22 protein-coding genes are annotated in these 23392 nt (G+C 67.1%); 13 read left to right on the top strand and 9 right to left on the bottom strand.

Annotated features, from left to right (window positions below; genetic code table 11):
• Positions 1-482: 482 nt before the first annotated feature.
• Positions 483-1376: an NADP-dependent oxidoreductase gene (locus tag ACQPW1_RS21410; protein ID WP_433664470.1), complete on the bottom strand. Its 894-nt coding sequence runs from the start codon at positions 1374-1376 to the stop codon at positions 483-485.
• A gap of 70 nt (positions 1377-1446) precedes the next feature.
• On the opposite strand from ACQPW1_RS21410, the gene ACQPW1_RS21405 reads away from it, so the two are divergent.
• On the top strand, positions 1447-2046 hold the full coding sequence (locus ACQPW1_RS21405; RefSeq protein WP_433664469.1) for a TetR/AcrR family transcriptional regulator: 600 nt from the start codon (positions 1447-1449) through the stop codon (positions 2044-2046).
• On the opposite strand, the gene ACQPW1_RS21400 is transcribed toward ACQPW1_RS21405, so the two are convergent.
• Positions 2043-2663 (bottom strand): hypothetical protein, encoded by a 621-nt coding sequence (locus ACQPW1_RS21400; protein ID WP_433664468.1) that lies wholly within the window; start codon positions 2661-2663, stop codon positions 2043-2045. The two genes, ACQPW1_RS21405 and ACQPW1_RS21400, sit on opposite strands and share 4 nt — an antisense overlap.
• A gap of 73 nt (positions 2664-2736) precedes the next feature.
• Here ACQPW1_RS21400 and ACQPW1_RS21395 point away from each other — a divergent pair, with 73 nt between their 5' ends.
• The 7 genes from ACQPW1_RS21395 to ACQPW1_RS21365 all read left to right on the top strand — a co-directional run bounded on the left by ACQPW1_RS21395 (position 2737) and on the right by ACQPW1_RS21365 (position 10679).
• Positions 2737-3786: a Gfo/Idh/MocA family protein gene (locus tag ACQPW1_RS21395; RefSeq protein WP_433664467.1), complete on the top strand. Its 1050-nt coding sequence runs from the start codon at positions 2737-2739 to the stop codon at positions 3784-3786.
• A gap of 127 nt (positions 3787-3913) precedes the next feature.
• Positions 3914-4807 (top strand): bile acid:sodium symporter family protein, encoded by an 894-nt coding sequence (locus ACQPW1_RS21390; protein WP_433664466.1) that lies wholly within the window; start codon positions 3914-3916, stop codon positions 4805-4807.
• A 99-nt stretch (positions 4808-4906) separates the two neighbouring features.
• Complete coding sequence (locus ACQPW1_RS21385) at positions 4907-6574, top strand: protein kinase domain-containing protein (protein ID WP_433664465.1); 1668 nt, start codon at positions 4907-4909, stop codon at positions 6572-6574.
• A 47-nt stretch (positions 6575-6621) separates the two neighbouring features.
• Positions 6622-8178, top strand: coding sequence for an AMP-binding protein (locus tag ACQPW1_RS21380; RefSeq protein WP_433664464.1), 1557 nt, complete (start codon positions 6622-6624; stop codon positions 8176-8178).
• A gap of 9 nt (positions 8179-8187) precedes the next feature.
• Complete coding sequence (locus tag ACQPW1_RS21375) at positions 8188-8985, top strand: M50 family metallopeptidase (RefSeq protein WP_433664463.1); 798 nt, start codon at positions 8188-8190, stop codon at positions 8983-8985.
• Positions 8986-9146: 161 nt separating this feature from the next.
• Positions 9147-10031 carry a DUF5995 family protein gene (locus ACQPW1_RS21370; protein WP_433664462.1) on the top strand — a complete coding sequence of 295 codons (885 nt, stop codon included), beginning with the start codon at positions 9147-9149 and terminating at the stop codon, positions 10029-10031.
• A 66-nt stretch (positions 10032-10097) separates the two neighbouring features.
• Complete coding sequence (locus tag ACQPW1_RS21365; protein ID WP_433664461.1) at positions 10098-10679, top strand: type 1 glutamine amidotransferase domain-containing protein; 582 nt, start codon at positions 10098-10100, stop codon at positions 10677-10679.
• A gap of 93 nt (positions 10680-10772) precedes the next feature.
• Here ACQPW1_RS21365 and ACQPW1_RS21360 read toward each other — a convergent pair whose 3' ends face one another.
• Positions 10773-11249, bottom strand: coding sequence for a gluconokinase (locus tag ACQPW1_RS21360; protein WP_433665298.1), 477 nt, complete (start codon positions 11247-11249; stop codon positions 10773-10775).
• A 164-nt stretch (positions 11250-11413) separates the two neighbouring features.
• Positions 11414-12289 (bottom strand): dihydrodipicolinate synthase family protein, encoded by an 876-nt coding sequence (locus ACQPW1_RS21355; protein ID WP_433664460.1) that lies wholly within the window; start codon positions 12287-12289, stop codon positions 11414-11416.
• Between the two features lie 109 nt (positions 12290-12398).
• On the opposite strand from ACQPW1_RS21355, the gene ACQPW1_RS21350 reads away from it, so the two are divergent.
• Positions 12399-13319: an LLM class F420-dependent oxidoreductase gene (locus ACQPW1_RS21350; RefSeq protein WP_433664459.1), complete on the top strand. Its 921-nt coding sequence runs from the start codon at positions 12399-12401 to the stop codon at positions 13317-13319.
• A gap of 1 nt (position 13320) precedes the next feature.
• A complete protein-coding gene (locus ACQPW1_RS21345) occupies positions 13321-14175 on the top strand; it encodes a class I SAM-dependent methyltransferase (RefSeq protein WP_433664458.1) in 855 nt (284 codons plus the stop codon).
• 1 nt (position 14176) lies between these two features.
• Here the strand turns inward: ACQPW1_RS21345 and ACQPW1_RS21340 are convergent, their stop codons facing one another.
• Both ACQPW1_RS21340 and ACQPW1_RS21335 read right to left on the bottom strand, forming a co-directional pair.
• On the bottom strand, positions 14177-16162 hold the full coding sequence (locus tag ACQPW1_RS21340; protein WP_433664457.1) for a CocE/NonD family hydrolase: 1986 nt from the start codon (positions 16160-16162) through the stop codon (positions 14177-14179).
• A gap of 266 nt (positions 16163-16428) precedes the next feature.
• On the bottom strand, positions 16429-17343 hold the full coding sequence (locus tag ACQPW1_RS21335) for an SDR family oxidoreductase (RefSeq protein ID WP_433664456.1): 915 nt from the start codon (positions 17341-17343) through the stop codon (positions 16429-16431).
• Positions 17344-17450: 107 nt separating this feature from the next.
• Here ACQPW1_RS21335 and ACQPW1_RS21330 point away from each other — a divergent pair, with 107 nt between their 5' ends.
• Positions 17451-18116, top strand: a complete 666-nt coding sequence (locus ACQPW1_RS21330; RefSeq protein WP_433664455.1) for a TetR family transcriptional regulator — start codon at positions 17451-17453, stop codon at positions 18114-18116.
• A 57-nt stretch (positions 18117-18173) separates the two neighbouring features.
• On the top strand, positions 18174-19079 hold the full coding sequence (locus tag ACQPW1_RS21325) for a dienelactone hydrolase family protein (RefSeq protein WP_433664454.1): 906 nt from the start codon (positions 18174-18176) through the stop codon (positions 19077-19079).
• Positions 19080-19086: 7 nt separating this feature from the next.
• On the opposite strand, the gene ACQPW1_RS21320 is transcribed toward ACQPW1_RS21325, so the two are convergent.
• The 3 genes from ACQPW1_RS21320 to ACQPW1_RS21310 all read right to left on the bottom strand — a co-directional run bounded on the left by ACQPW1_RS21320 (position 19087) and on the right by ACQPW1_RS21310 (position 22153).
• Positions 19087-20583 carry an FAD-dependent monooxygenase gene (locus tag ACQPW1_RS21320; RefSeq protein ID WP_433665297.1) on the bottom strand — a complete coding sequence of 499 codons (1497 nt, stop codon included), beginning with the start codon at positions 20581-20583 and terminating at the stop codon, positions 19087-19089.
• A gap of 8 nt (positions 20584-20591) precedes the next feature.
• Positions 20592-21179 (bottom strand): TetR/AcrR family transcriptional regulator, encoded by a 588-nt coding sequence (locus ACQPW1_RS21315; protein ID WP_433664453.1) that lies wholly within the window; start codon positions 21177-21179, stop codon positions 20592-20594.
• Positions 21180-21253: 74 nt separating this feature from the next.
• Complete coding sequence (locus tag ACQPW1_RS21310) at positions 21254-22153, bottom strand: LysR family transcriptional regulator (RefSeq protein ID WP_433664452.1); 900 nt, start codon at positions 22151-22153, stop codon at positions 21254-21256.
• Between the two features lie 117 nt (positions 22154-22270).
• Between ACQPW1_RS21310 and ACQPW1_RS21305 the strand changes: the two genes are divergently transcribed.
• Positions 22271-23389, top strand: coding sequence for a PQQ-dependent sugar dehydrogenase (locus ACQPW1_RS21305; protein ID WP_433664451.1), 1119 nt, complete (start codon positions 22271-22273; stop codon positions 23387-23389).
• The last annotated feature ends 3 nt before the right edge of the window (positions 23390-23392 follow it).

The following is a 23392-nucleotide window of genomic DNA, read 5'->3' as shown; positions in this document are numbered from 1 at the left end:
CCACTTCAGGCCGCATGAATCGTCGGTAACTATCGGGAACACGCACTGCCGAAATGCGCGCTCGTGACCTCTGTCACGCGTAGTCATTTCCGATTTGCCCGATAGGAAACGCTTTAAGATTGCTCTCAGATTTGCTGAGTAATTGCTGATTTCCAGCAGGGGAATACGCCGTAAACCGCACGCCCACGGTCCCGCGCGACGCCGAGAGGCGGTGCGGCATAGCTACTTCCGAATGGAAACATGTGCGAACGGACAGGCCCGCGCCGTCACGGTTGAGCGCAGGTCGTAAGCAAGGCTAAATGTTGCCTCACAGTTGCGGAAGGGCCCTCGGTGAGAAACGCGCGGATTCCACTCGGCGCCGCACCCGAGCTGGGACGTTTGGCGCCGACTCGCGGATGACTGCGGTCATCCCCGCCCAACAGACTCGGCGGCGGGAAGCACCTTCTCGCCGCCGAGTCTGTAAACCATCCAACCGCGCCGCCTCAGACCACCATGACCCGACGCCCCCGCGTGTGACCGGCATGGCTGTCGATGTGCGCCGCCGCAGCCTCGGCGAGCGGGTACGACTTCTCGACCGGGATGTGCAGCTTTCCCTGCGCGATGAGCCCGGCGGCCTCGGCGAGCGCGTCCGGCACGCTCCCGGCCACGCCGGAGAATCGGACACCGAGCTCCGGCGCACCGAGATCGGCGATCGAGACCACCTTTTGCGGATCCCCGGTCAGCTCGATGAGCTCACGAATCACGCCCGAGCCGGCCAGATCCAGAGCGGCGTCGACCTGACCGAGCTGTCGCACCCGCTCGACCCAGCCCTCGCCGTAAGTCGTGGCGACGGCCCCCAGACTGCGCAGATAGCCCTGGTTCGCAGCCCCGGCCGTGCCGATCACCGTGATGCCGCGCTCCCGGGCGATCTGCAACACCGCCGATCCGACTCCCCCGGACGCACCGCTGACCAACAACGTCTGCCCGGACTGCACACCGACCTCGCGGATGATGCGCAACGCCGTCTCCACCACCGAGGGATACCCGGCCGCCTCTTCGAACGTCAGCCCCTCTGGCATCCGAGCCCAAGCCGATAACACCGCGAACTCGGCATACGTGCTCGAGCCTTCGCCGAACACGTAGTCGCCGACCGCGACCCCATCGACACCCGCACCGATCTCATCCACCACCCCGGCCGCGTCGAGCCCGACTCCGGCGGGCAACTCGAGCGGATGGGCCTGCAGCTTTTGACCTTCCCGGACCCGCCAGTCGACGGGGTTCACGCCCGCCGCCCGCACGGCGATACGTACCTGACCTGGGCCCGCGTGCGGCTCCTCGGCGTCTACGAGTTGCAGAACATCTGGACCGCCGAACTCGGCGAAGCTCACTTTCTTCATGAGATCGACGATAACACTAACCGTTAGCGTTTTGAAACGGTTGCATATTTGTATCTGATAGCATAAAACGATGACCGTGCCGACCGGGCGTCGCGAGCGCAAGAAGGCCGCGACCCGCCAGAAGATCGCCGACACCGCCCTGCGGCTCTTCCTGGAACGCGGCTACGACGAGGTGGGCATCCGTGACGTAGCCGCCGAGGCCGACGTCGCCGTCACCACGCTGTTCTCCCACTTCACCTCGAAAGAGGCCCTGATATTCGAGCGCGACGAAGACTTCGAGCACGGCCTCGCCAAGGCGGTCGCGGGCCGGGCACCGCACGAGCCGTTGATGACCGCGCTGCGCCGCGAGATCCAGGCCCAAGTGCGCCATTGCGCGTCGGCGGATGCCGCCCCGACCTGGCAGATGATCGACGAATCACCTGCCCTGCGGCAGTACGAGGAGTCGATGCGGCTGCGCCATGCGGAGTCGCTGGCAACGGCCATCGCCGCCGATCTCGAACTGCCACAGACCACAACCGCCTGCCGGACGATCGCGCGATTCGTCGTCGACGCCCATTCACTGGCCCGCGCGGCAGCCGATCCGGATGCCGCGGTGGACGAGATCTTCCGGATGATCGACGCGGCATGGGAGGTCAGCAGCCCGGCTAAGGCTTCGGCCGGTCGGGCCTAATCCGGCTCGCGAGCCGCGCGTCGTATCGCCCAGACCCGCGCGGGCACAACCGTCAAGGCGGCGGCAACCAGTACAACGATCACCAGCGCGATCGCACCGATCTGCCACGGCGACGCCAGAAAGTGCTCCTCGCTGTAGTTCCCGTAGCCGACCAACGCAGCCCCGGCAACGAACACCACCGAGGTAACCACCAGCCCGATCCGCCCGAGCCACAACGTCTTTCGCCCCTCGACAGCAATCGCTTCGACCAACATGATCGGCGCACAGATGCTCCAGATCGTGTGCAGCGACGACACCTGCTGCGTCAGCGCGACACTCATCCCGACCGCCGGAAGATAGGTGGGCCCGTGCAGCAGATCCTGCCCTGCGTACGAGTCGTTCCACAGCAGCTGATCGACCGGCCCCTCCTCGAACAACGCATACGCGGCCGCGAGCAACACCATCGACGGCCAACCGACCTCACGCACCAGCAACGCCCCGCACCCATACATCGGCGCGAGCAGCAGCCCGAGCGGCAACGCGGACACGGTCAGATTGCCGAGCAGGAACTCACCCACGAAAGGCGCGACAACCAGCAAGCCGAGCACCGGCCCCCACCGCGTCGCGCTCCCCCGCATGACTGGCACGCTACGCAGCGACGGCCGATCCCTCATGACCCGAATTCCTGGGACGATCCGCTAGCGTCGAGACATGAGCTTGGACGTCGCTGTTATCGGATACGGATTGGCCGGATCGGTTTTCCACGCTCCGCTGATTGCCGCCGAACCTCGCATGCGGGTCGCGGTGGTGGTCACCTCGTCGGCCGAACGGGCGGCGCAGGCCGAACGAGACCACCCCGGCGTCCGGGTCGTCGCCAACGCCGACGAGCTGTTCGCCGATCCCACCGGCGTTGACCTCGCGGTCATCGCGACGCCCAACCGCACGCACGCGCCGTTGGCCAGGCAGGCACTGGACGCGGGCCTGCCGGTGGTGGTCGACAAGCCGTTCGCGGTAACCGTCGCCGATGCCGAGGACCTGGTCGAGCGAGCCGAACAAGCCGGGCTGGCTTTGACGGTCTTCCAGAATCGCCGCTGGGACAGCGACTTCCTGACCGTGCGCGCCCTCGCCGAGGCAGGCCGGTTCGGCGAGGTGCACCGCTTCGAGTCCCGATTCGAACGCTGGCGCCCGGTGCCCAAGGGCGGCTGGCGGGAGATGGGCGACGCCGCCGACGGCGCGGGCCTGCTCTTCGATCTCGGCAGTCACCTCATCGATCAGGCGCTGACCCTGTTCGGCCCGGTGAAATCGGTTTACTGCGAACTGGATCGGCGACGCGCGGACATCAAGACCGACGACGACGCCTTCGTCGCGCTCACCCACACCTCGGGCGTCCGCTCGCACCTGTGGATGAGTGCCGTTGCGCCGCAACTGGGTCCACGCTTCCGGGTGCTCGGCTCCGAGGCCGGATACGTCACCTACGGCCTCGATCCGCAGGAGGCCGCGCTGCGCGACGGTCGCCGCCCCGACGACGGCAAGCCTTGGGGCACAGTCGAATCCGAGCACTGGGGCACCTTCGGCGCGGAACCCGCAGTCGAACGTGTCCCCACCCTCGCGGGCAACTACCCTGCCTTCTACACCGAACTGGCCGCCGCCCTGCTCGACGGCGGGAAGGTTCCGGTCGACCCACGCGACGCCGTCGCCACCCTGCGCATCCTCGAAGCCGCACGCCGATCGGCCGCCGACGGCGCGGTCGTCGCCGGGTAACCGACAGCAACCTTAAGGCAGGATCAAACTTCAGCAAATCGACTGGCAACCCGTCCCGTACGTCGATAACGTCGACGCTCGGTGTCGGCTGTGTGTAGGCCGGTTGTTCGGCTGAGAGGAGATCCCCATGGGGTCAACGATTTTCGCGGTGTTCCTGCCGCTGGCTCTGGCCCTGGTGATGTTCGGTCTCGGCTTGACCTTGGCCGTGGACGATTTCGCCAGAGTGCTGCGCTACCCGAAAGCGGCGATCATCGCACTCGTCTGCCAGATGGTGCTGCTGCCCGCGGTCTGCCTCGGGCTGATCTATCTGTTCCGGCTCGAAGGCGCTCTGGCCGTTGGCATGCTGTTGCTCGCCGCGTCGCCGGGCGGACCGTCGGCCAACCTGTTCAGCCACATCGCGGGCGGCAATGTCGCGCTGAACATCACCCTCACCGCGATCAACTCGGTGCTGGCGGTGTTCACCATGCCGCTGATCGTCGCGTTCGCCTACAGCCAATTCATGAGCGGCGACGGGTCATTCGGACTCCGGCCGGACAAGTTCGCGCAGGTGTTCGCGATCGTGCTGGTCCCGGTCGCCGTCGGCATGTGGGTGCATCACCGGTTCACCGGGTGGGCCGAACGGATGCGCGGCAACGTCAAGATCCTCTCGATCGTGGTGCTCGCGCTGGTCGTGCTCGCGGCCGTGGCGAAGAACTTCAGCACGCTCACCGAGAACATCGGCAAACTCGCCTCGCTCAGCCTGCTGTTCGCCGTGATCAGCCTGGCCGTCGGCTATTTCGTGCCGCGCCTGTTCCAGGTAGACGCCGATCAGGCGATCGCCTCGGCCATGGAGATCGGCATCCACAACGGCGCGATCGCCATCGCCATCGCGGGATCGGTGCTGCACAACGACGCGATGGCCGTCCCGGGCGCGGTCTACGGGGTGCTGATGAACATCCCCGCCGCGATCGCGGCCTATCTGCTGGCCAGGTACGTGCGGCACGGCCGCCCCGCACCGGTGCCCAGCGCAGCGACCAGCTGAAACCGCACCGGCTGCTGGGAAACAGCTAACTGAACCAGACACCGCGTCGAGCGGTAGGTAACCTTTCGATGTTCGACACTCGAAGGGACCAGCATCGCGATGCGACCGCTCGGCGCAGACGATCCCACGCGGATCGGCGACTACCGGCTACTCGGCGTGCTCGGTGCGGGCGGCATGGGCCGGGTGTATCTGGGCCGCAATGCCGGTGGCCGGACCGTCGCGGTCAAGGTGATCCGGCCGGATCTGGTCGGCGACAACGAATTCCGGGAGCGGTTCCGCCGCGAGGTCACCGCCGCCCGACGGGTCGGCGGGCAATTCACCGCGGCGGTCCTCGATGCCGATGTCGACGCGAATCCGCCGTGGCTGGCAACGGGTTACGTGGCCGGATTCTCGCTGACCGAAGCGGTCGAGGAATACGGCCCGTTCACCGAGAGCTCGCTGATCGTGCTCGCGCACGGGCTGGCCGAGGCCTTGGTCGCCGTGCACGCCGCCGATCTGGTGCACCGCGACCTGAAACCGTCCAACGTGCTGCTCGCCCTCGACGGCCCCAAGGTGATCGACTTCGGCATCGCCCGCGCGATCGACGACAGCCAGTTCACCACCACCGGAAAGGTCATCGGCTCACCGGGATTCATGTGTCCCGAGCAGGTGACCGGCGAGCCGGTCGGCCCGGCGAGCGATGTGTTCGCACTCGGCGGCGTGCTGGTGTTCGCGGCCACCGGGCAGGGTCCGTTCGGGATCGGCGAGATGGTGCAGATGCTGTGGCGGGTGGTGTACGAGGAGCCGCGACTCGACGCGGTGCCGGAACGCCTGCGCCCACTCATCGCGGCCTGCCTGAGCAAAGACCCGGCCGCTCGGCCGACCCCCGAGCGCATCATCGCCGACCTGACCGAACTCGGTCTCCCTGGCCGCGGCGGCTGGCTCCCCGGGCCCGCGCTGGAAGAGGTCAGTAGGCGCGCTGTGCAGTTGCTGGACCTGGACTCCGGGCCCTTCGACGTGCCGGAGGCACTGAGCAAGAATCCGACCCGAACCGCCGAGACGGTGGTGCGGCCGTTCACGGATCCGAATGTCCGGACCGCCACGAGCCTGCCCGGTGCCGGACAACCGGACGTCACGCCGCGATCGTGGTGGCAGGGCGCGCCCGATCCCGGCCACCCGCCGAGTCAGCCGTATTCCTATGGACCACAAGACGGCTCCTACGGACCGCAGGACGGCTCATACAATCCGCAGCAACCACCGCAGTCAGCCGCCCAGCCCGCACCACAGCCCACCCGCCAACGCCCACGCCGCCGCGTCGCGTTGATCGCCGGTGCGCTCGCACTGTGCCTCGTGATCGCGGCCGCCGCCTTCGTGATCACCAAGCAGTTCACCGGCTCCGACGGCGCCACCGACCAATCCGCCACCTCGACCGGCGAGCCCGCCGCCGAGCTGCCGGAAGCATTCGTCGGTGAGTGGAAGGGCGTCGCCAAGGACAAACTCGCCAGCTTCGACATCGTGCTGACCCTCAACGCGGGCACGGTCGGCGAGGAACTCGGCACCTCGTCCAACACCGGCAAACTCGTCGGCATGACCTGCGGCCGGGCCGAGACACTGACGGCCGCGAGCACGGAAGAAGTCACGCTGACCGCCCGGCTCACCGAGGACAGCGGCGGCTGCAACGACGACGGTTCGACAACGCACATCCAGCTGCAACCCGACGGGACCCTGGCCTATCGCACCCGCAGCGTCATCGGCGACATGACCGGAATCCTGACCAAAACATCGTGACCCGGCTCTTGCTACCCGGTAGCTGAGGAAGTGGCAGACTGCGAATCATGGGCGATGCTTCGGGCAGCATGTCAACACCAACCATTACCTGCGCGGGCCGGGTTCGGCCGCAGGCCGAGGCGCATCAGCGGGCGGGACGGCTGGCCGCCGCGCTCGCCGCGGCCGGGGTGCGGCCCGGCGACCGCGTCGCGATGATGATCCGCAACGACATCGAATTCGTCGAGGTGTCCCTGGCCGTCGCGGTCTGCGGGGCGAATTCGGTGCCGATCAACACACATTGGCGGGTGCCCGAGGTCGCGCACGTGCTCGTCGACAGCGACGCACGCCTGGTGATCGCGCACACCGAGTTCATCGATATCGTGGAACAGGCTGTGCCGCAAGCCGATACGCCCATCCTCGAGATCGCTATGCCGAGCGAACTGCTCGCCGCGGCCGGACTGGACGCGGCACTGGCCGAGCCGACCGGCAGGCACGCGACCCTGGAGCAGTGGCTCGACGCTCATGTCGAACCGCTCGGCCGCATCGAGGGCTCGCGCGACGACTCGACCGGCTTGATCTACACCTCCGGCACCACCGGACGGCCCAAAGGCGTGCTGCGCGAACGGATGACCCCACACCAGTGGTTATCGATCGCAGGCAGCGCGGCCAAGCGACTCGGTCTCACCCCGCGCGGGCAGGCGGTGATTCCCGGTCCGCTCTATCACGCGAGCCCGAACGGAATCGCGACGCTGGCCTTGCGGGTGGGCACCAACATCACCATCATGCCGCGCTGGGACGCCGAGCAGTTCCTGCGCATCGTCGACGAGCGCCGCATCACCCAGGCCAAGGTGGTGCCGACCATGCTGTCCCGGTTGCTCTCGCTGCCCCGGGAGGTGCGCGACCGCTACGACGTCTCCAGCCTCACCCATCTCATCCACTCCTCGGCCCCCTGCCCGCCCGCGGTGAAGCAGGCCGCGATCGACTGGTTCGGCGACGCGCTGATCGAGTACTACGGCTGCGCCGAAGCGGGCACCATCACCTGGATCTCCGCCGCCGAATGGCTGGCGCATCCGGGCAGCGTCGGCCGTCCGGCGGACGGCGCGGCCGTCGTCATCGCGGACGACGCGGGCGAGCCGCTGCCCACGGGCGAGACCGGTCAGGTGTTCGTGCGCGGCGCCGACTACTGGCCGAAGTTCCGCTACCTGCACGACACCGGCGAAGCGGAGAGTCCGATACCGGGCTTCCTCGCCGTCGGCGACCGCGGTTATCTCGACGACGAAGGCTTCCTCTACCTCACCGGACGCTCCGCCGAGATCATCATCTCCGGCGGCGTGAACATCTATCCCGCCGAGATCGAGAACGCCATCATGGCCCTGGAGGGCGTCGAGGACGTCGCGGTGTTCGGCATCCCGCACCACGGCGATCTCGGCGAAGCCGTTGCCGCCCAGATTGTTCCGCGACCCGGCGCCGAGCTCACCGAGGAAGGCATCCGCACCGGCCTGACCGGGCAGCTCGCCTCGTACAAGATGCCGAGGGTGCTGCGGATCGTGGCCGAGCTGCCCCGCGACGATGCCGGGAAGATCTACAAACGTCAGCTCCGAGCGGAGATGTCCGGCGCCGGATAAGGTGCGGCGGTGGACAGAGCCGAATGGGTCGAGCGTGGCACCTCCATCGTCGACCGCTTGACGACAACGCAAACCCAGCCGCCGTGGTGGTTGGTGGCCGGCGCCGGCGTGGTGGCGCTGGTGCTCGTCGGATACACGCCCATCTGGCGATTCACCCGCAATATCGTCACCATCGCGCACGAGGGCGGGCACGCGCTGGTCGCGCTGCTCACCGGACGCAGGCTCAATAGCATCCGATTGCATTCGGACACTTCGGGTCTCACCGTGTCGAGCGGAAAACCCTACGGCCTCGGCATGATTCTGACGACGATGGCGGGCTATCCCGGGCCGCCGCTGCTCGGGCTCGGCTTCGCCGCACTGCTCGGCGCGAGCCGGATCACGCTGATGCTGTGGGTCGCCATCGCGTTGCTGGCCGCGGTGCTGATCATGACGCGCAATGTCTACGGCATGCTGACGGTGTTCGCGGTCGGCGCGACCGTGTTCGCGGTGTCCTGGTTCGGTACCGACACGCTGCAAGCGGGTTTCGCCTATCTCGGCGCGTGGTTCCTGTTGCTTGCCGGCGCGCGGCCGGTGATCGAATTGCAGCGCGGCCGCTCCCGTCAGCTGCGCAGCCGCTACCAGGAGGACGTCGCCTCCGACGCCGATCAGCTCGCCCGCCTCACCCACCTGCCCGGCCTGCTGTGGGTCGGGTTGTTCGGGGTGATCGCGGTGGGGTCGCTGGTCATCGGCGCGGGGTTCCTGATCTCCGATATCTCCGGGATCTGCCTGCAGAGTGTGTCCGGCGGGACTTGCCCCACCGGGCAATAGGTTCGGGTCGTTGCAGCATGAGCAACAGCTGGGTCGAGTCCGCTAATGTTGGGCCACCTCCGGTTTCGCCGGAATGTCTCGACCCGCCCACTCGTCGTCGCCGACCGTCAGCGCACGTTCGCCGACGGACCAAGCGGCGCGTGCACCTCCCGGAGCAGCACATGATCACCACCATCCGCCTCGCCCTCGTCTCGGCTCTGCTGCTCGGCGGCGCCACGCTGTTCGGCGCGGGCCAGGCCTCCGCCGCCGTCGACTCCGCCTGTGGCACCGCGTTGTCGCCCGCCGAGATTTCCTCGATCGCCGCGCTGTCCGACACCAGCACGCTCACCGGTTCCTCGCTGCGACAGCTGGAACAGGCCGTCGAACAGCATCGGCAGCTGACCCAGATCCTCGTCGAGCATCGCGATCTGCGCGGCGTCTTCGCGCTCGGCCTCGACGCCGTCGAGCAGGCCGCGGTGATGCCGTTGCAGCGCGACCCGGCCGCGTTCGCCGATCCCGAGTGGGCGCATCGGATCAGCCTCGAACTGCTGTCCCGGTTCCTGCGCAACGTGCACGCCGAATTCACCGGCGCGCCGACCGATCCGCAGTGGACCAACTACTTCGACCTCGCCCGCCGCTGCGACCGGTCCCCGGCCCGCGTCGCGATGGCCGGATACGACGCGCATCTGTCCGTCGACCTGTCCTACGCGGTGGCCGCGGTCAACGGCACGCCCGCCAACGCGTCCGACTACTTCAAGATCGTCGACTCGATCGCGCAGCAGGGTTCGTTGATCGTCAGCGCGACCAAGGAGATCTATCACGGCGATCTCGGGCCGCTGTGGCGGTTCTACTTCGTCGGCGAGGGCCTCGACCTGATCGTCGGCCAAGGCGTCGCCACCCCGCAGCTGCTCCGCCTCGCCGATGCGGGTGCCAACGTGGTGATCTTCGGCAACGGACTCGCGCTGACCGATCCCGCCCTGGCCCCGGCGGCCCGCGTCGAGATCGACGCGCTGTGGCGCAGCGCCGACGTGGCGTTCGAGGTGCTCACCCGACTCGGCGGGCTGTAGAGGTTTAGCTTTCCGGATTCGCGGCACGCCTACTCCTGAGACGAATGATGGAAGGGAGTTGTCGGCATGTCGGAAGACCTGAATGGGACGCGCGTACTGATCATCACTTCGAACACGGGTGTCGAGCGGGATGAGCTGTTGGTTCCACAGAAGAAGTTGACGGAGCGGGGGGCCACGGTCGTGCACGCCGCACCCAAGAACGAGCAGGTGCAGACCTTCGAGCACGACACCGAGAAGGACGTCACGGTGCAGCCGGATTCGGCGCTCGAGGATGTCGAGGTGGACGACTTCGACGTATTGGTGGTGCCCGGTGGCACGGTCAATGCCGACAAGTTGCGTGCGGAGGATCGAGCGGTCGAACTGGCCAAGGGGTTCGCTGCCGCGGGTAAACCGATTGCCGCGATCTGCCATGGGCCGTGGCTGCTGGTCGAGGCCGAGCTCACCCCGGACAAGACGCTGACCTCGTACTTCTCGCTGCGCACCGACCTGACCAACGCAGGTGGCCGGTGGGTCGATCAGCCGGTGGTCCGGTCGGCCGAGAACGGCTGGGCGCTGATCACTTCGCGCAATCCGGACGACCTCGACGATTTCTGCCGGGCGATCGCTGACGAACTGCGCGCGTTGGATCGGCAGCCGCACAACCTTTGACATCCGCACGCGTGTCAGTGCGGCGAGTCGATGTGCGGGGCATCAGAAGGTGTGCGGCTGTCACTGTGGCGCGCTATCTGAGCGGGCACGGCGTCACAGCGCGTGCAGTACCGCCGAGGTTTCGCGTGCCAGCTCGGCGGGGTCTCGGGTCGCGTCGACTGTTGTACCGCGCTCGTCACCGGCCAGCGGCTCCAGCGCGGCCAGCTGCGAGTCGAGCAGGCTCGACGGCATGAAATGTCCGGTGCGATCGGTCATTCGGTGCGCGAGTTCTTCGTGCGATGCGGCCAGATGGAGGAAGAACGCGTCAGGTGCGGCGGCGCGCAGTCGGTCGCGGTAGGCACGTTTCAGTGCCGAGCAGGTGACCACGCCGCCTCGCCTGGTGTGTTCGCCCATCCACGCGGCAACCGTGTCGAGCCACGGAGCCCGGTCCGCGTCGTCCAGTGGGATGCCTGCGGCCATCTTGGCGATGTTCGCTTGGGGGTGGAAATCATCGCCCTCGGCGTATTCGACCCCGAGCTCGGCGGCGAGTGCTCTGCCGACCGTCGACTTGCCGGACCCCGACACCCCCATCACAACCACGACGGGCAGCGCTCGTTCCGGCACATCGGCTCCTTTGCTGGTTGCGCGACGCCATCGGTGGGCCGCGCGATATGTCCGACTAGACATTAGCGCGGCCGCCACGATGCCTGGTGTCGCACGTCGGCGCCCGCAGCGATCGCCGCGCTCGGGCGCGATCAGCGGGCCGCCGCGATCAGTTCAGCCAGCGCGCGATACGTGTCGTTGTCCACCGACAGCAGTGGCGGTCGCGGGTCGCCCACGTCGATCCCGAGCGACCGCAGTCCCGCTTTGACAGTCCTCGGCAGGCCGCCACGGCTCATTGCGGTGAGCAATGGTTCCAGCCGCTCGAAAAGCCCTGTCGCCGCCGCGGTTTCGCCCGCCGTCAGCAGCCGCCACACCTCCACGATCTGCTGCGGCACCAAACACGGTGCGGCCGTGCACCATCCGACGGCACCGGCGTCGAACGCCTGCAGCGCGAGCCGATTGCTGCCGTTGAAGAACGGCACACCGTGTTCCGCGAGCCGCCGCATCCGCGCGATATCCCCGCTGGATTCCTTGATCATCGTGATGTTGTCCACGGCTGCGACGAGATCGACCAGGAATTCCGGCGTCATGTCGATGCCGCTGGTGCCGGGATTGGTGTAAGCCATGATCGGCAGTGCCACCGCGTCGGCGACCGCGGTGAAGTGTCTGCGCAGCTCCGCCTCGGTCAATCGCCAGTAAGCCACCGGCAACATCATCAGCGCCGTCGCACCGAGCCGTTCCGCAAGCCGAGCCCGGGCGATCGTCCCCGCGGTGGTCAACTCCGACACCCCGACCACCGTCGGCACCCGCCCATCGACCTGCTCCACACAGATCGACGCCACCGCCGCCCACTCCTGATCGTCGAGATACGCGCTCTCCCCGGTACTCCCCAGTGGCGCAACACCATCCACGCCCGCGTCGACCAGCCGATCCACCAGTCCCCGCAGCACCCCCTCCTCGACCTTGCCGCTGTCAGCACTGAACGGCGTCACCGGATACGCCACGATCCCCGCGATAGACCCACTCATCGGAACCTCCAATCGCCCCCATCATTCCTCGGTGGCGAAGTCATAGCGCGGGGTGAGCAGCGGCCCCCGGTCGTACCGTCCGGAAGTGTCCTCGGGCACGATGGTCGTCATGGAATTGCGCATCTTCACAGAACCGCAGCAGGGCGCGAGCTACGACACGTTGCTGGCCGTCGCCAAGGCCACCGAGGACCTGGGATTCGATGCCTTCTTCCGGTCCGACCACTACGCGGCGATGGGTGGGGTGGACGGGCTGCCCGGACCGACCGATGCCTGGATCACCCTGGCCGGGCTGGCGCGGGAGACCAAGCGGATCCGGCTGGGCACGCTGGTGACCGCCGCCACCTTCCGGCTGCCCGGGCCGCTGGCGATTCAGGTCGCGCAGGTGGACCAGATGTCGGGCGGCCGGGTGGAACTCGGCCTCGGCAGTGGCTGGTTCGCCGACGAACACGCCGCTTACGGAATCCCGTTCCCCGCAGACAAGTTCGCGCGGTTCGAGGAGCAGCTCGCGATCATCACCGGGCTGTGGTCGACCAAGCTCGGTGACAAGTTCGACTTCGACGGCAAGCACTACCAGCTGACCAACTCCCCCGCGCTGCCCAAGCCGGTGCAGGATCCGGTGCCGGTGCTGATCGGCGGTCACGGTGCCACCCGCACACCGCGTTTGGCCGCGCAGTACGCCACCGAGTTCAACATGCCGTTCTCCTCGATCGAGGACAGCGCCGCCCAGTTCGAGCGAGTCCGTGCCGCCGCTGTGGCGCGCGGTCGCCGGGCCGACGACCTCGTCTACTCCAACGCACTCGTCGCCTGCGTCGGCGCGAACGACGCCGAGGTGGCCCGCCGAGCCGCGGCGATCGGTCGCGAGGTCGACGAGCTGAAGGCGAACGGCCTGGCCGGTTCGCCCGCCGAGGTGGTCGACAAGATCGGCCGCTACGCCGAGATCGGCGCGCAGCGGATCTACCTGCAGATACTGGATCTCGCCGACCTCGACCACCTCGAGCTGATCGCCGGACAGGTGCAAGGGAAGATCTGACATGGAGGTCGGCAAGCCGAGCCGGACGGCGCTCGCTACCGCGCATGTGCGCGCATACCACCAAATCGCTCCCGAGCCACGGGTATTCACCGATCCCCTGGCCGTGTCGATCATGGGCCTGACCGCTGCGGAGCTGACCGACCAGACCAATGCCGCGACGGCGGGCGAGGACGTCGCATTTCATCGCGTCCGCCGGTTGTTCATGGCGAGCCGGTCGCGCTTCGCGGAGGAAACGGTCGCCGAGGCGGTGGCGGACGGGGCGCGGCAGGTGGTGATCCTCGGCGCGGGCTTGGACACCTTCGCCTATCGCAATCCCGATCCGACGCTGCGCGTCTTCGAAGTCGACCATCCCGCGACGCAGGCGTGGAAGCGTCAGCTGCTCGCCGAGGCGGGAATCACCGTCCCCGATTCGCTGACCTTCGCACCGATCGACTTCGAGAGTGAAACGCTGGCAACAGGTTTGGCCTCTGCGGGCTTCGCCGGAGACCAACCTGCGGTGTTCGTTTGGCTCGGTGTCGTGATGTATCTGACCAGGGAGGCCATCCAGTCGACATTGCGCTACATGGCCGGGCAGGCGACTCCGGTTCGGTTGGTCTTGGACTACATCCCGCCAGCATCCGAAGCCGCACCGGAACACCGAGCACAACTACAGGCGCGAGCGGACCGCATGGCCGCGCTCGGCGAACCGTTGTTGAGCCACTTCACCGCCGCTGAACTGGCGGCGGAACTGCGTGCGGCAGGCTTCGACAGCGTCGAGGACCTCAGCGCACCCGACCTCATCGCGGGCTATGTAGGACAGGACGAACTCGGGCCCGAGCGTCTGCACGCCCGCGTGGCCCGCGCCGTGTGCAGCTGACTCAGCCGAGCGGCCTGCTGGTCGGCAGGTTCACGAAGCTCGGCTGGGCCGGATCCAGTTGCAGGGACTGCGGTTTGAGTTCGGTGTTGTTGAGCAGCGGCCGGAAAGGCAGTGCCTTGGGCGAGTTCCCGGCGAACACGTCGACACGTAGCCGATGTCCGGGTTGCAGCACCGCCTGGATCGGGATCACGGCGATGTCGAGCGCAACGGGCTCACCGGGAACGACGGGCAACAGGCTGTCCAGGGTGATCGGGTTGTAGGGCGCGGTGTAGTCGCCGTTGGACGAGCGGGTGCTCTTCGCCTCGTCGACCGCGCGCATCGACGCGGTGAGCTGGCCGGTGCTCAACACGGTCGAAGTCCCTTCGGGGGCAACATCGTTCACGGTGACCGCCCAGTAGCCGTCGGTCGCGTCATGAACGGTGTTGAGGTGCATATTGATCGGACCGGAGATCACCGTCGGTTCGGTTACCGGTGTCCCGGTGAAGGTCAGCGCGTTGCGTTCGGCGATGCGAGAGTCTTTGGCGCACATATCGAATACCGCGGTCATCCCCGCGGCGCCCTGGGCGGTGTCACGCGAACACGCGTTCGCGAGGCCGGGCGACACCGTCAGCGTGCGCTGCTCGTCCGGCTTTGCCGCCGACAGTGACCCGTCGTAGACGCTCTCGGCGGTCCCGCTGGGCGCTGCCGAAAGGTAGACCCGCCGATGGGTCGTGTCCTGCTGCGGGAACTGGCCCAGCGTGATCCAGCCACCGCCCTGTTCCCACACGGTCACCGGCCCGAACTCGCCGACGCCATGGTCGATGTCCTTGAGCCACTTGTCGAACCAAACCCGCTGCAACACCTCCAGCCGCGCCGGACCACCGGGCCCGCCCGTGCCCGCGCCGGGATTCGCGTGATACGTGTCGCCGACCAGCAGCTGTTTCTTGTTCGCGGGCAACGGGATCGCGTTGAACAGCGTGGTCGCGCTGTTGGCAAAGATGTCATGCCAGCCGCCATAGACGAACGTGGGCACCGTGATTCGCTCCGGATGCCCCAGAATGGCCTGCCGGAAGTCACTTTCATGATCCAGCGCTGCCGCCAGCGTCTGCGGAACCTGATCCAGCGTTGGGGTGAGCAGCGCCTGGGTCAGCAAGTCATAGTTGGTGGACGGGTCGGCCATGCGGTCGTTCAACCACCGCCAGTCGAACGTCCCGTTCAGCATCGACCGCACGTCGGGGACCAGCTTCGTCTGGTTCACATTGCTGAGCCAGAGCGGCAGGAAGGTGGTGCCGATGCCGCCGCCCGGCGCGACGACATCGCGCATCAGGTCACTACCCGGTTCCACCGGAAAGATGGCTTTCAGTGCAGCGGGGGCGTTTTCGGCCGCGCGCAGCTGCGTGATGCCCGCATAGGAGCCGCCGCTCATGCCGACCTTGCCGGTGGACCACCGCTGCGCCGCGGCCCACTCGATCACTTCCCGGGTGTCCAGTTGTTCACGAGCGCCGAGCGTGTCCCACGTGCCCTGGGAGAACCCCGTGCCGCGCACATCCGCGACCACCAGGGTGTATCCGCTGCGAATCAAGCTGCGGTCGATGCCGAGCACGGTCTGCACAGTGCCGCCATCGAGCGCGTGCAGCAGATCGCCGAAGCCGCTGATCGGCGTCCCCGATAGGTTCATCCGGCGCAGCAGATCCATCACCATCGGCTGCAATCCCGGCGTCGCCAGCGCCGAATCGACCAGGTTGGACAGCAGTTTGGTGTACGGCGTGAGATTCACGATGGTCGGCAGCGGACGCTGCTCCACCGTCCCCGCCGCGTCCACCGGCCGGTACACGTTCGCCTTCAGCACGACCCCGTCGCTCATCCGGATCGGCACATCCCAGTCGATGTGTACATCGGTGTACGGCTGCGGCCCGTCGTGCAGCGCCGTCCACTGATCGCTGTGCGTGGCCTCGCCCGGCTGACCCGCCGCCGATCCCACCGCAAACCCGCCGCCAACCACAACCATCGATAGCACCGTCGCCAATCGAGCCGCACTGACAAACCGTTGTGCCACTTGCTGCCCCGAAAGCATCCTGCTCCTCGACCGATGTGCCGCACGTTGATTGGGTTCCGCAGTATTGGAGTGACAACATAGCAATCTGTTCGCAAATCACGGGGAGGTACGGCCCGGTCGGTTTGTCGCACGGGTAGTAGCGGCGAACCGATCCGGTTGCGCGGTAGCGTATTTGCGCAAATCGGGCACCATAGATACCGCGCAGTTTGATTTAAGAATCAGGCGGGCAACAGGGTTCCGGTCAGTCGTTCAGCTTCGTCCCACAGTCGCCGAGCGGTCTCCTTGTCCCGCGCCCGGCGCGGCACCGATGCGACACCGGTCGGGCCGACGAGGCCGAATCGTCCACTGGGACCGTAGTATTCGCCGTTGCGCGCCGCCGGATCGACCGCGGCGAAGAGAATCGGCTCGGCTCCCTGATCCACCTGCTGCTTCGGCAGGAAGTCCAGGCTGGTGAGCAACGTCCGCTTCGGCCGTTCGCCACCGAGGCTCGCCCCCGCGGTCTGCAGGTTGGTGACGGTGTAGCCGGGATGAGCTCCAGTGCTCAGCAGATTCCAGCCGCGCTCCTCGGCAATCTCGGCCAGCCGCATCGTCAGCATGAGGTCAGCCAGCTTCGACTGCGCGTAGGACATGTTCGGGCTGTAGCGGCGTTCCCACTGCAGATCGTCGAACCGGATCCGCCCGTACATCGCGGTGCCGCTGCTCATCGTCGCGACCCGAGGCCGCTCGGTGCGGCGCAACAGCGGAAGCAGCAGCATGGTCAGCGCGAACGGGCCGAGGAAGTTACTGCCGAATTGCAGCTCGAACCCGTCGGCGATGGCGTTCCTGGTCGGCGGCGCCATCACGCCCGCGTTGTTGATCAGCACATCCAGCGCCCGGTCTTCGGCGCTCAGCCCCGCGGCGAATTCGCGGACCGAGGCGAGATCGGCGAGATCGATGCGCCGCACCTCGAGCGACGCGCCCGGGTGCCGACCGAGGATCTCGGCCTTCGCCTGCTCGCCTTTGGCTGGTGTACGCACCGCCATGATCACGTGCGCGCCCGCACCCGCCAACCGCGCGGCCGCTTCCTTTCCGGTGCCGCTGTTCGTACCGGTGATGACTACCGTTTTGCCGGTCTGATCAGGTACTTCATACATCGCGAGCTCCTACCGAGATTTAAGAGACCGTTGGTCTGTTGATAGATCCAACGCTAACGGACCACCGGTCTGTAGTCAAGAGACCGCCGGTCTGAAATACTGGTGGCATGGTCGGATTCCAACGCGCACGCAGTGAAGAGCAACGGGAGCTGCGCAGACACGCCATCCTCGACACGGCGGCGACGATGCTGGCGCAGATGCCGGTGGCCGAGGTGGGCTTGAACGAGCTCGCCCGACGCGTCGGGTTGGCGAAGTCGAATGTGTTGCGCTACTTCGATTCTCGCGAGGCCGTGCTACTCGAATTGCTCGATGTGTCCTACCGGGAGTGGCTGGTCGCGCTGACACCCGAGCTCTCGGACACCTCGGGTGATCTGCCGACCCGCCGCGACCGCCTGATCCGCGCCATCGTCACGTCACTCGCGCAGAACCCCGTGCTCTGCGATCTGTTCAGCTCCCAGGCGGCCGTGCTGGAGCGCAACATCTCCCCCGACGTCGCCACCCGATTCAAACGCGCCGCGATCGCCACGACGGGCGAGTTCGCCGACCTGGTCGCCGGACTGATCCCCGAGTTCGGCGCGGAACGCGCGCGGAAGTTCTGTGTCGCGACACTGCTCACCGCCGGTGCGCTGTGGACACACAGCCAGCCCTCCGCGGCCATGCTCGCCGCCTACGAGCAACATCCCGACCTGGCCGCCGCCCGCATCGACTTCACCAGCACCTGCACCGAACTGCTGAACATCCTCACCACCGGACTGCTCGCAGGTGAAGCCTGATCCAACTGTTGCCGGAAAGCCACGCGGATCGTGACATCGGGGCCTACCTTGGGGGGCATGACGCCGCTGCAGCGCTATATCGCGGAAGAAATCGCCGTCGATCATGCCGACGGCCTGCTGAATCGCCGTGAGGCGCTACGCCGCCTGAGCCTGCTCGGGTTCGGTATCCCGGCGGCCGCCGCGTTGCTCGCAGCCTGCGCCAGCGAGGACAACGCGCAACCCGCGACCTCGCAACCGCCCTCGGCCGCAACACCATCCACACCACCCGGCTCGGGCACTGCGGTGCCGACAACGCCGATTACCTTCGCGGGTCCCGACAATCGCGAATTGCAGGGCGCCTGGGCCGCCGCGGCGCAGCCCCGTGGTGGCGTGCTCGTCATCCACGAGAACAAGGGCCTCACCGACCACATCCGTTCGGTGACAGGACGATTCGCCGGAGCCGGCTACTCGGCCCTCGCCGTCGATCTGCTTTCCGAGAAGGGCGGCACCGCGGCCTTCACCGATCCGGCGCAGGCCACCGCCGAGCTCAGCAAGACCCCGCAGGAGCAGTTCAACGCTGACCTGCGCGCGGGCCTCGACGAGCTCGGCAAGCGAGTCCCCGGCAAGAAGCTCGGCGCGACCGGGTTCTGCTTCGGCGGCGGCCTGGTCTGGTTGTTGCTCGCCTCCGGGCCGCCTCCCCTCGCCGCGGCCACGCCGTTCTACGGGCCCTTCCCCGAAAACGGCGACCTTTCCGCTTCCAAGGCCGCTGTGCTGGGGATCTACGCGGCGGCGGACGCGCGCGTGGACGCCACCCGCCCGGCCGCCGAGGCCGCGCTCGGTCGCGCGGGCAATCCGCACGAGATGTGGGTCGCGCCGAATGCCGATCACGCGTTCTTCAACGACACCGGACCGCGCTACGCGCCGGAGGCCGCCACCGAGGCCTGGCGTCGGGTACTCGATTGGTACGGAACACATCTCGGCTGACCGAACATCACCAGGCGGCTAGGAAGTCCTGGATCGGCGCGGGGTCCGTGGCGATGACACCGATGTAGCCGTCCGGGCGGACCAGAACCAGCGTGCCCGGAGCTGACGGGTCGATGTCGTAATTGCGGAAGGCTGGACCGACAGTTGACGGGTCGGCCTCGCCGGGTTCGAGAACTTGCGCGCGGACCCGATCACCGTGTCCGCGAACGACTTCGGCAACGGCTGCGGCAGTATCGGTGCCGAACCCGAGCACCGTGAAATGAGTACCGCGGAACAGGTCGAACAGACGAGAATCACCGCACTGCGCGTCGGGCGCACGGTCGCCCGCACGCACCGCGCCTGGCGTCTCGCGCGCATCCACGGCCAGTGGTCCGCCACGATAGTTGACCTTCAGCTGGAAGATATCCAGACTCTCCTGCCCGGGCTCCGCATCTCGAAAGTCGCGGCGATGCGAGCGCGTCGTCACGTCGAGGACCCGCGCCGCGATCGGAAACCGCTCGGCCTCATAGGTATCCAGCAACCTGTCCGGGGCGCCCGACAGCACGGCCGCCAACTTCCAGCCGAGGTTGTAGGCATCCTGCACGCTGGTGTTCAGCCCCTGCCCACCGGACGAGGAATGCACGTGCGCCGCGTCGCCCGCCAGGAACACCCGGTCGACCCGAAAACGGTCCACCATACGAGCATTCACCCGATACACCGAGATCCAATTCAGATCGAACAACCGGATATCCGAACGGCCGGACCGTTCGTCGAGGATCTTCTGCACGGCTTCCAGGGTCAGCTCAGGCACGTCGTCCGCAGTCATGTTGGCAATGAACTGGTAGTAGTCGGTCCCGGGCATGGACCACAGCGAAAAGCGTTCCTGCACATCGCCGGTCGTCAGCATGTGGCAGTAGGTGCCAGACAGGCCCTCAGCTTTGACATCACCGATCAACGTCCGCTCGGTCTCGAAGGTTTCGCCCTCGAAGCCGACGCCGAGCGTCTTGCGCACGACACTGCCACCGCCGTCCGTGCCGACCAGATACCGCGAACGCACCTGCTCGAGCTCACCGTTGCGACGCAGTGTCGCCGTGACCCCGGTGTCGTCCTGAACGAAATCGACCAGCTCCGTGCGCAATTCGAGGCGCCCGCCGAGTTCGAGCAGTCGGTCCCGGAGCAGCTCGTCGGTACGCCACTGCGGCAGGATCCACGTGTTCGGATAGGGCACGCCATCGCCGCGTCCGAGCGGCGCGATGCCCAGCATCTCCTGCACCGTTCGCGTCCACTTCACCTGAGTGTCCGCATACATGCGGAACGACGGGAACGGCGCACCGTTGGCAACCACCGCATCGATCAAGCCGAGATCGTCGATGACCTCCAGAGTCCTTGGCTGCAAACCCTTTCCGCGCGAACCGATGAAGAGCTGCGCGGCCTTGTCCACCACCAGACAGTCGATCCCGCGCCGAGCCAGTTCGCAGCCCAGCGTCAGCCCGGTCGGTCCGGCGCCCACGATCAGCACCGGCAGTTCTGTTGTCATGATCTGTCTTCTTTCGTAGCAAAAGAGCGGGTGAGGATCGGCAGCAGCAGCTCGTCCACCAGGTCGGCGAGGAACGCCCGGTCGAGCGGCTCGCCAAGAAACATCCGGCGCATGATCTGCCCCTCGGAGACCTGGTGTGCCAGTTCGGTTTCGGTGCCTTCGGGCAGTTCGCCGCGGGCGATGGCACGGTCCACGATGGTGCGGAACGGGCCGAGGTCCTCGTCCGCCACGTGTTCGCACAGCGCGTCCGCGAGTTCGGTGTCCACCCGCATCGCGTGCATCACGCCGGTCATCATGGTCACGTAGTGGTCGTCGACCTGCGCGGTGAGCGCGAGCAGCGCCGCGATCAGATCGCCGCGTGTGGTCCCGGTGTCGGGGATGTCCGCGACGTACTCCGCGTCGTGCGCGTCCATCGCGGCCTTCACCAGCGCGGGCTTGCCCGGCCACCGCCGATAGATGGTCGCCTTGCTCGCCTGCGCTCGTGCCGCGACGGCGTCCATTGTCATTGCCGCATAACCGATTTCGCCCAGCAGCTGATACGTGGCGGAGAGTATCGCCTGCTCGCGTTCCGCACCCCTGATCACAATCCCTCCAAGTGAACGGTACCGTTTCGTTCACTTGTAAGGTAACGCAAGACCAGCGACAGGCACAAGGCCGATTACAGAATTTGATCGCCGAGCGCGACGTCCCGGCAGGCCTCCAGCAGCGGGTGCAACCGCTCCATGGCATTGGTGCGCACGGCGAGCACCGTGGGCAGCGCGAGCACACCCGGCGTGCACACAGGCAAGAAGGCCACCCGGCTGCTGTGTAAGAGTCGTGCGTGCGGCGCGTAGAGGACAGTCCATCCGGCGGCACCGGCACCGAGTGCGGCGAGGGTGTCTTGGATCGAAACTTGCTCGGGACCGAACACCGGCTCGAATCCCGCTTTGCTGCACGCGGTCAGCACAAGATCATCGAGCAAAGCGTTGTTCTGCCGGTTTGTCAGATAGAGCGGCAGCTCGGCGAGCTGAGCGAGATCGACACACCGCTCGGCGGCCGAGGGGTGATCGGCAGGCAGGGCGACGACCAGTTCGTCGTACCACACCGGAATCTGCTGCACGCCCTCCGGCGCGGCCACCTCGCCGCGCAGGAACGCCGCGTCCCACTCGTGCTCCGACACCTTCCGCAGCCGCTGCCCGAGCGCCGCCGACGTCAGTTCCACCTTCACCCCGGGCGCGCGGTACTTCAACGCGACGAGCAGCCGCTCCAGCCGCTCACCCATGCCGCGGCTGGTCCCGATCCGCAAGACGGTCGGCGTGGTCAGGAAGTCGGCGACGCTGGTCCTGGCGCGCTTCTCGGCTGCTAGGACCTTCTTGGCGGCAGGCAGGAACGCCACCCCGGCTTCGGTGAGCCGGACGCTACGAGGCGAGCGTTCCAGCAGCACGACGCCGAGCTCGCGTTCGAGTCGGCCGAGCTGCTGGCTGACCGACGATTGCACAATCATCAGTCGTTCCGCCGCCCGGCCGAAATGTAGCTCCTCGGCCACCGCGACGAAATACCTCAGTTGACGAAGTTCCATGACCTCAGCGTGGTTCGGGGACAAGACTGGGTCAGGCTACCGCCCGTGGTGCGCAGCCAACCGATGTGGCTTCATCCCGCGCGCCGCGCACACACAGATCTCGTCGGAGGTGCCCGCGTGAGTTATCCGAAAGTCAGGTCAGCGCGTCGTCGCATTGTGGGCGTCGCGATCACCGTAATACTGGCCGTCGGCGCGATCTCGGCGTGTGAAAGCGACCGACCCGGCCCCTCCCCCGAGACGGTGCGCAGCACCGCGCCGAGCAAACCCGAGGGCGCGCCCGACCTCGGGGCGGCCGAGGAGATCGCGCGCGGGATCGAGGTGCCGTGGGGTTTGGCCTTCCTGCCCGACGGCAACGCATTGGTGGCGGAACGGAACAGCGGGCGCATTCTGCGAATCGGGCCGGGTCACCCACCGGAGCAGGTCTATCAGGTGCCCGGTGTCGTCGCGCGCGGCGAAGGCGGTCTGCTCGGTTTGGCGTTGTCGCCGCAGTATGCCGAAAACCATTACGTCTACGCCTACTTCACCGCCGAAGCCGATAATCGGATCGTGCGATTCCGGCTGGACGGACCGCCGGAGGTGCTGTTCCAGGGGATTGCCAAGGCGGCCAATCACAATGGCGGCCGGATCGCGTTCGGGCCGGACGGAATGCTGTACGTCGGTACCGGTGACGCGGGACAGAGCGATCGGTCGCAGGATCCGGCCAGCCCGAATGGGAAGATTCTGCGGCTGACGCCGGAAGGCCGACCGGCGCAGGACAATCCGACACCGGGATCGCCGATGTACAGCCTCGGGCATCGCAATGTGCAAGGGCTGGCCTGGGATCGCGCCGGACGGCTCTTCGCGGCGGAGTTCGGGCAGAACCGATTCGACGAGATCAATCGGATCGAGTCGGGGCACAACTACGGCTGGCCGACGGTCGAAGGAGTGGGCGGCGCCGATCGCGGGTTCACCGAACCGTTGATCACCTGGACGACCTCGGAGGCCTCCCCGTCGGGCATCGCGATCGCCGGTGACACGTTGTATGTCGCTGCATTGCAAGGCAAACGGCTGTGGACCGTGCCGCTGCGGGACGGCACGGCCGGTCAGGCGCGAGATGTCCTGCGGGACAGCTACGGTCGGTTACGCACGGTCGTAGCCGCACCGGACGGCGCGCTGTGGCTCACCACGTCCAACACCGACGGCCGAGGCAACCCGCAACCGAATGACGATCGCGTCCTGCGTTTCCCGGCGCGGTGAGCG

It is taken from the genome of Nocardia sp. CA-128927 (assembly GCF_050955855.1).
GTDB lineage: Bacteria > Actinomycetota > Actinomycetes > Mycobacteriales > Mycobacteriaceae > Nocardia.
The sequence above is the reverse complement of the archived record's forward strand: the minus strand, read 5'-3'. Positions and strand labels throughout refer to the sequence as shown.

What these genes read in the sequence shown, in the direction of transcription:
- ACQPW1_RS21325 (WP_433664454.1), top strand. Translation starts at nt 18,174, where the DNA reads ATGACGCCGCTGCAGCGCTATATCGCGGAAGAAATCGCCGTCGATCAT.
- ACQPW1_RS21345 (WP_433664458.1), top strand. Translation starts at nt 13,321, where the DNA reads ATGGAGGTCGGCAAGCCGAGCCGGACGGCGCTCGCTACCGCGCATGTG.
- ACQPW1_RS21355 (WP_433664460.1), bottom strand. Translation starts at nt 12,289, where the DNA reads ATGAGTGGGTCTATCGCGGGGATCGTGGCGTATCCGGTGACGCCGTTC.
- ACQPW1_RS21365 (WP_433664461.1), top strand. Translation starts at nt 10,098, where the DNA reads ATGTCGGAAGACCTGAATGGGACGCGCGTACTGATCATCACTTCGAAC.
- ACQPW1_RS21395 (WP_433664467.1), top strand. Translation starts at nt 2,737, where the DNA reads ATGAGCTTGGACGTCGCTGTTATCGGATACGGATTGGCCGGATCGGTT.
- ACQPW1_RS21370 (WP_433664462.1), top strand. Translation starts at nt 9,147, where the DNA reads ATGATCACCACCATCCGCCTCGCCCTCGTCTCGGCTCTGCTGCTCGGC.
- ACQPW1_RS21350 (WP_433664459.1), top strand. Translation starts at nt 12,399, where the DNA reads ATGGAATTGCGCATCTTCACAGAACCGCAGCAGGGCGCGAGCTACGAC.
- ACQPW1_RS21335 (WP_433664456.1), bottom strand. Translation starts at nt 17,343, where the DNA reads ATGTATGAAGTACCTGATCAGACCGGCAAAACGGTAGTCATCACCGGT.
- ACQPW1_RS21380 (WP_433664464.1), top strand. Translation starts at nt 6,622, where the DNA reads ATGGGCGATGCTTCGGGCAGCATGTCAACACCAACCATTACCTGCGCG.
- ACQPW1_RS21390 (WP_433664466.1), top strand. Translation starts at nt 3,914, where the DNA reads ATGGGGTCAACGATTTTCGCGGTGTTCCTGCCGCTGGCTCTGGCCCTG.
- ACQPW1_RS21330 (WP_433664455.1), top strand. Translation starts at nt 17,451, where the DNA reads ATGGTCGGATTCCAACGCGCACGCAGTGAAGAGCAACGGGAGCTGCGC.
- ACQPW1_RS21310 (WP_433664452.1), bottom strand. Translation starts at nt 22,153, where the DNA reads ATGGAACTTCGTCAACTGAGGTATTTCGTCGCGGTGGCCGAGGAGCTA.
- ACQPW1_RS21400 (WP_433664468.1), bottom strand. Translation starts at nt 2,663, where the DNA reads ATGCGGGGGAGCGCGACGCGGTGGGGGCCGGTGCTCGGCTTGCTGGTT.
- ACQPW1_RS21340 (WP_433664457.1), bottom strand. Translation starts at nt 16,162, where the DNA reads ATGGTTGTGGTTGGCGGCGGGTTTGCGGTGGGATCGGCGGCGGGTCAG.
- ACQPW1_RS21360 (WP_433665298.1), bottom strand. Translation starts at nt 11,249, where the DNA reads ATGGGGGTGTCGGGGTCCGGCAAGTCGACGGTCGGCAGAGCACTCGCC.
- ACQPW1_RS21410 (WP_433664470.1), bottom strand. Translation starts at nt 1,376, where the DNA reads ATGAAGAAAGTGAGCTTCGCCGAGTTCGGCGGTCCAGATGTTCTGCAA.
- ACQPW1_RS21385 (WP_433664465.1), top strand. Translation starts at nt 4,907, where the DNA reads ATGCGACCGCTCGGCGCAGACGATCCCACGCGGATCGGCGACTACCGG.
- ACQPW1_RS21405 (WP_433664469.1), top strand. Translation starts at nt 1,447, where the DNA reads ATGACCGTGCCGACCGGGCGTCGCGAGCGCAAGAAGGCCGCGACCCGC.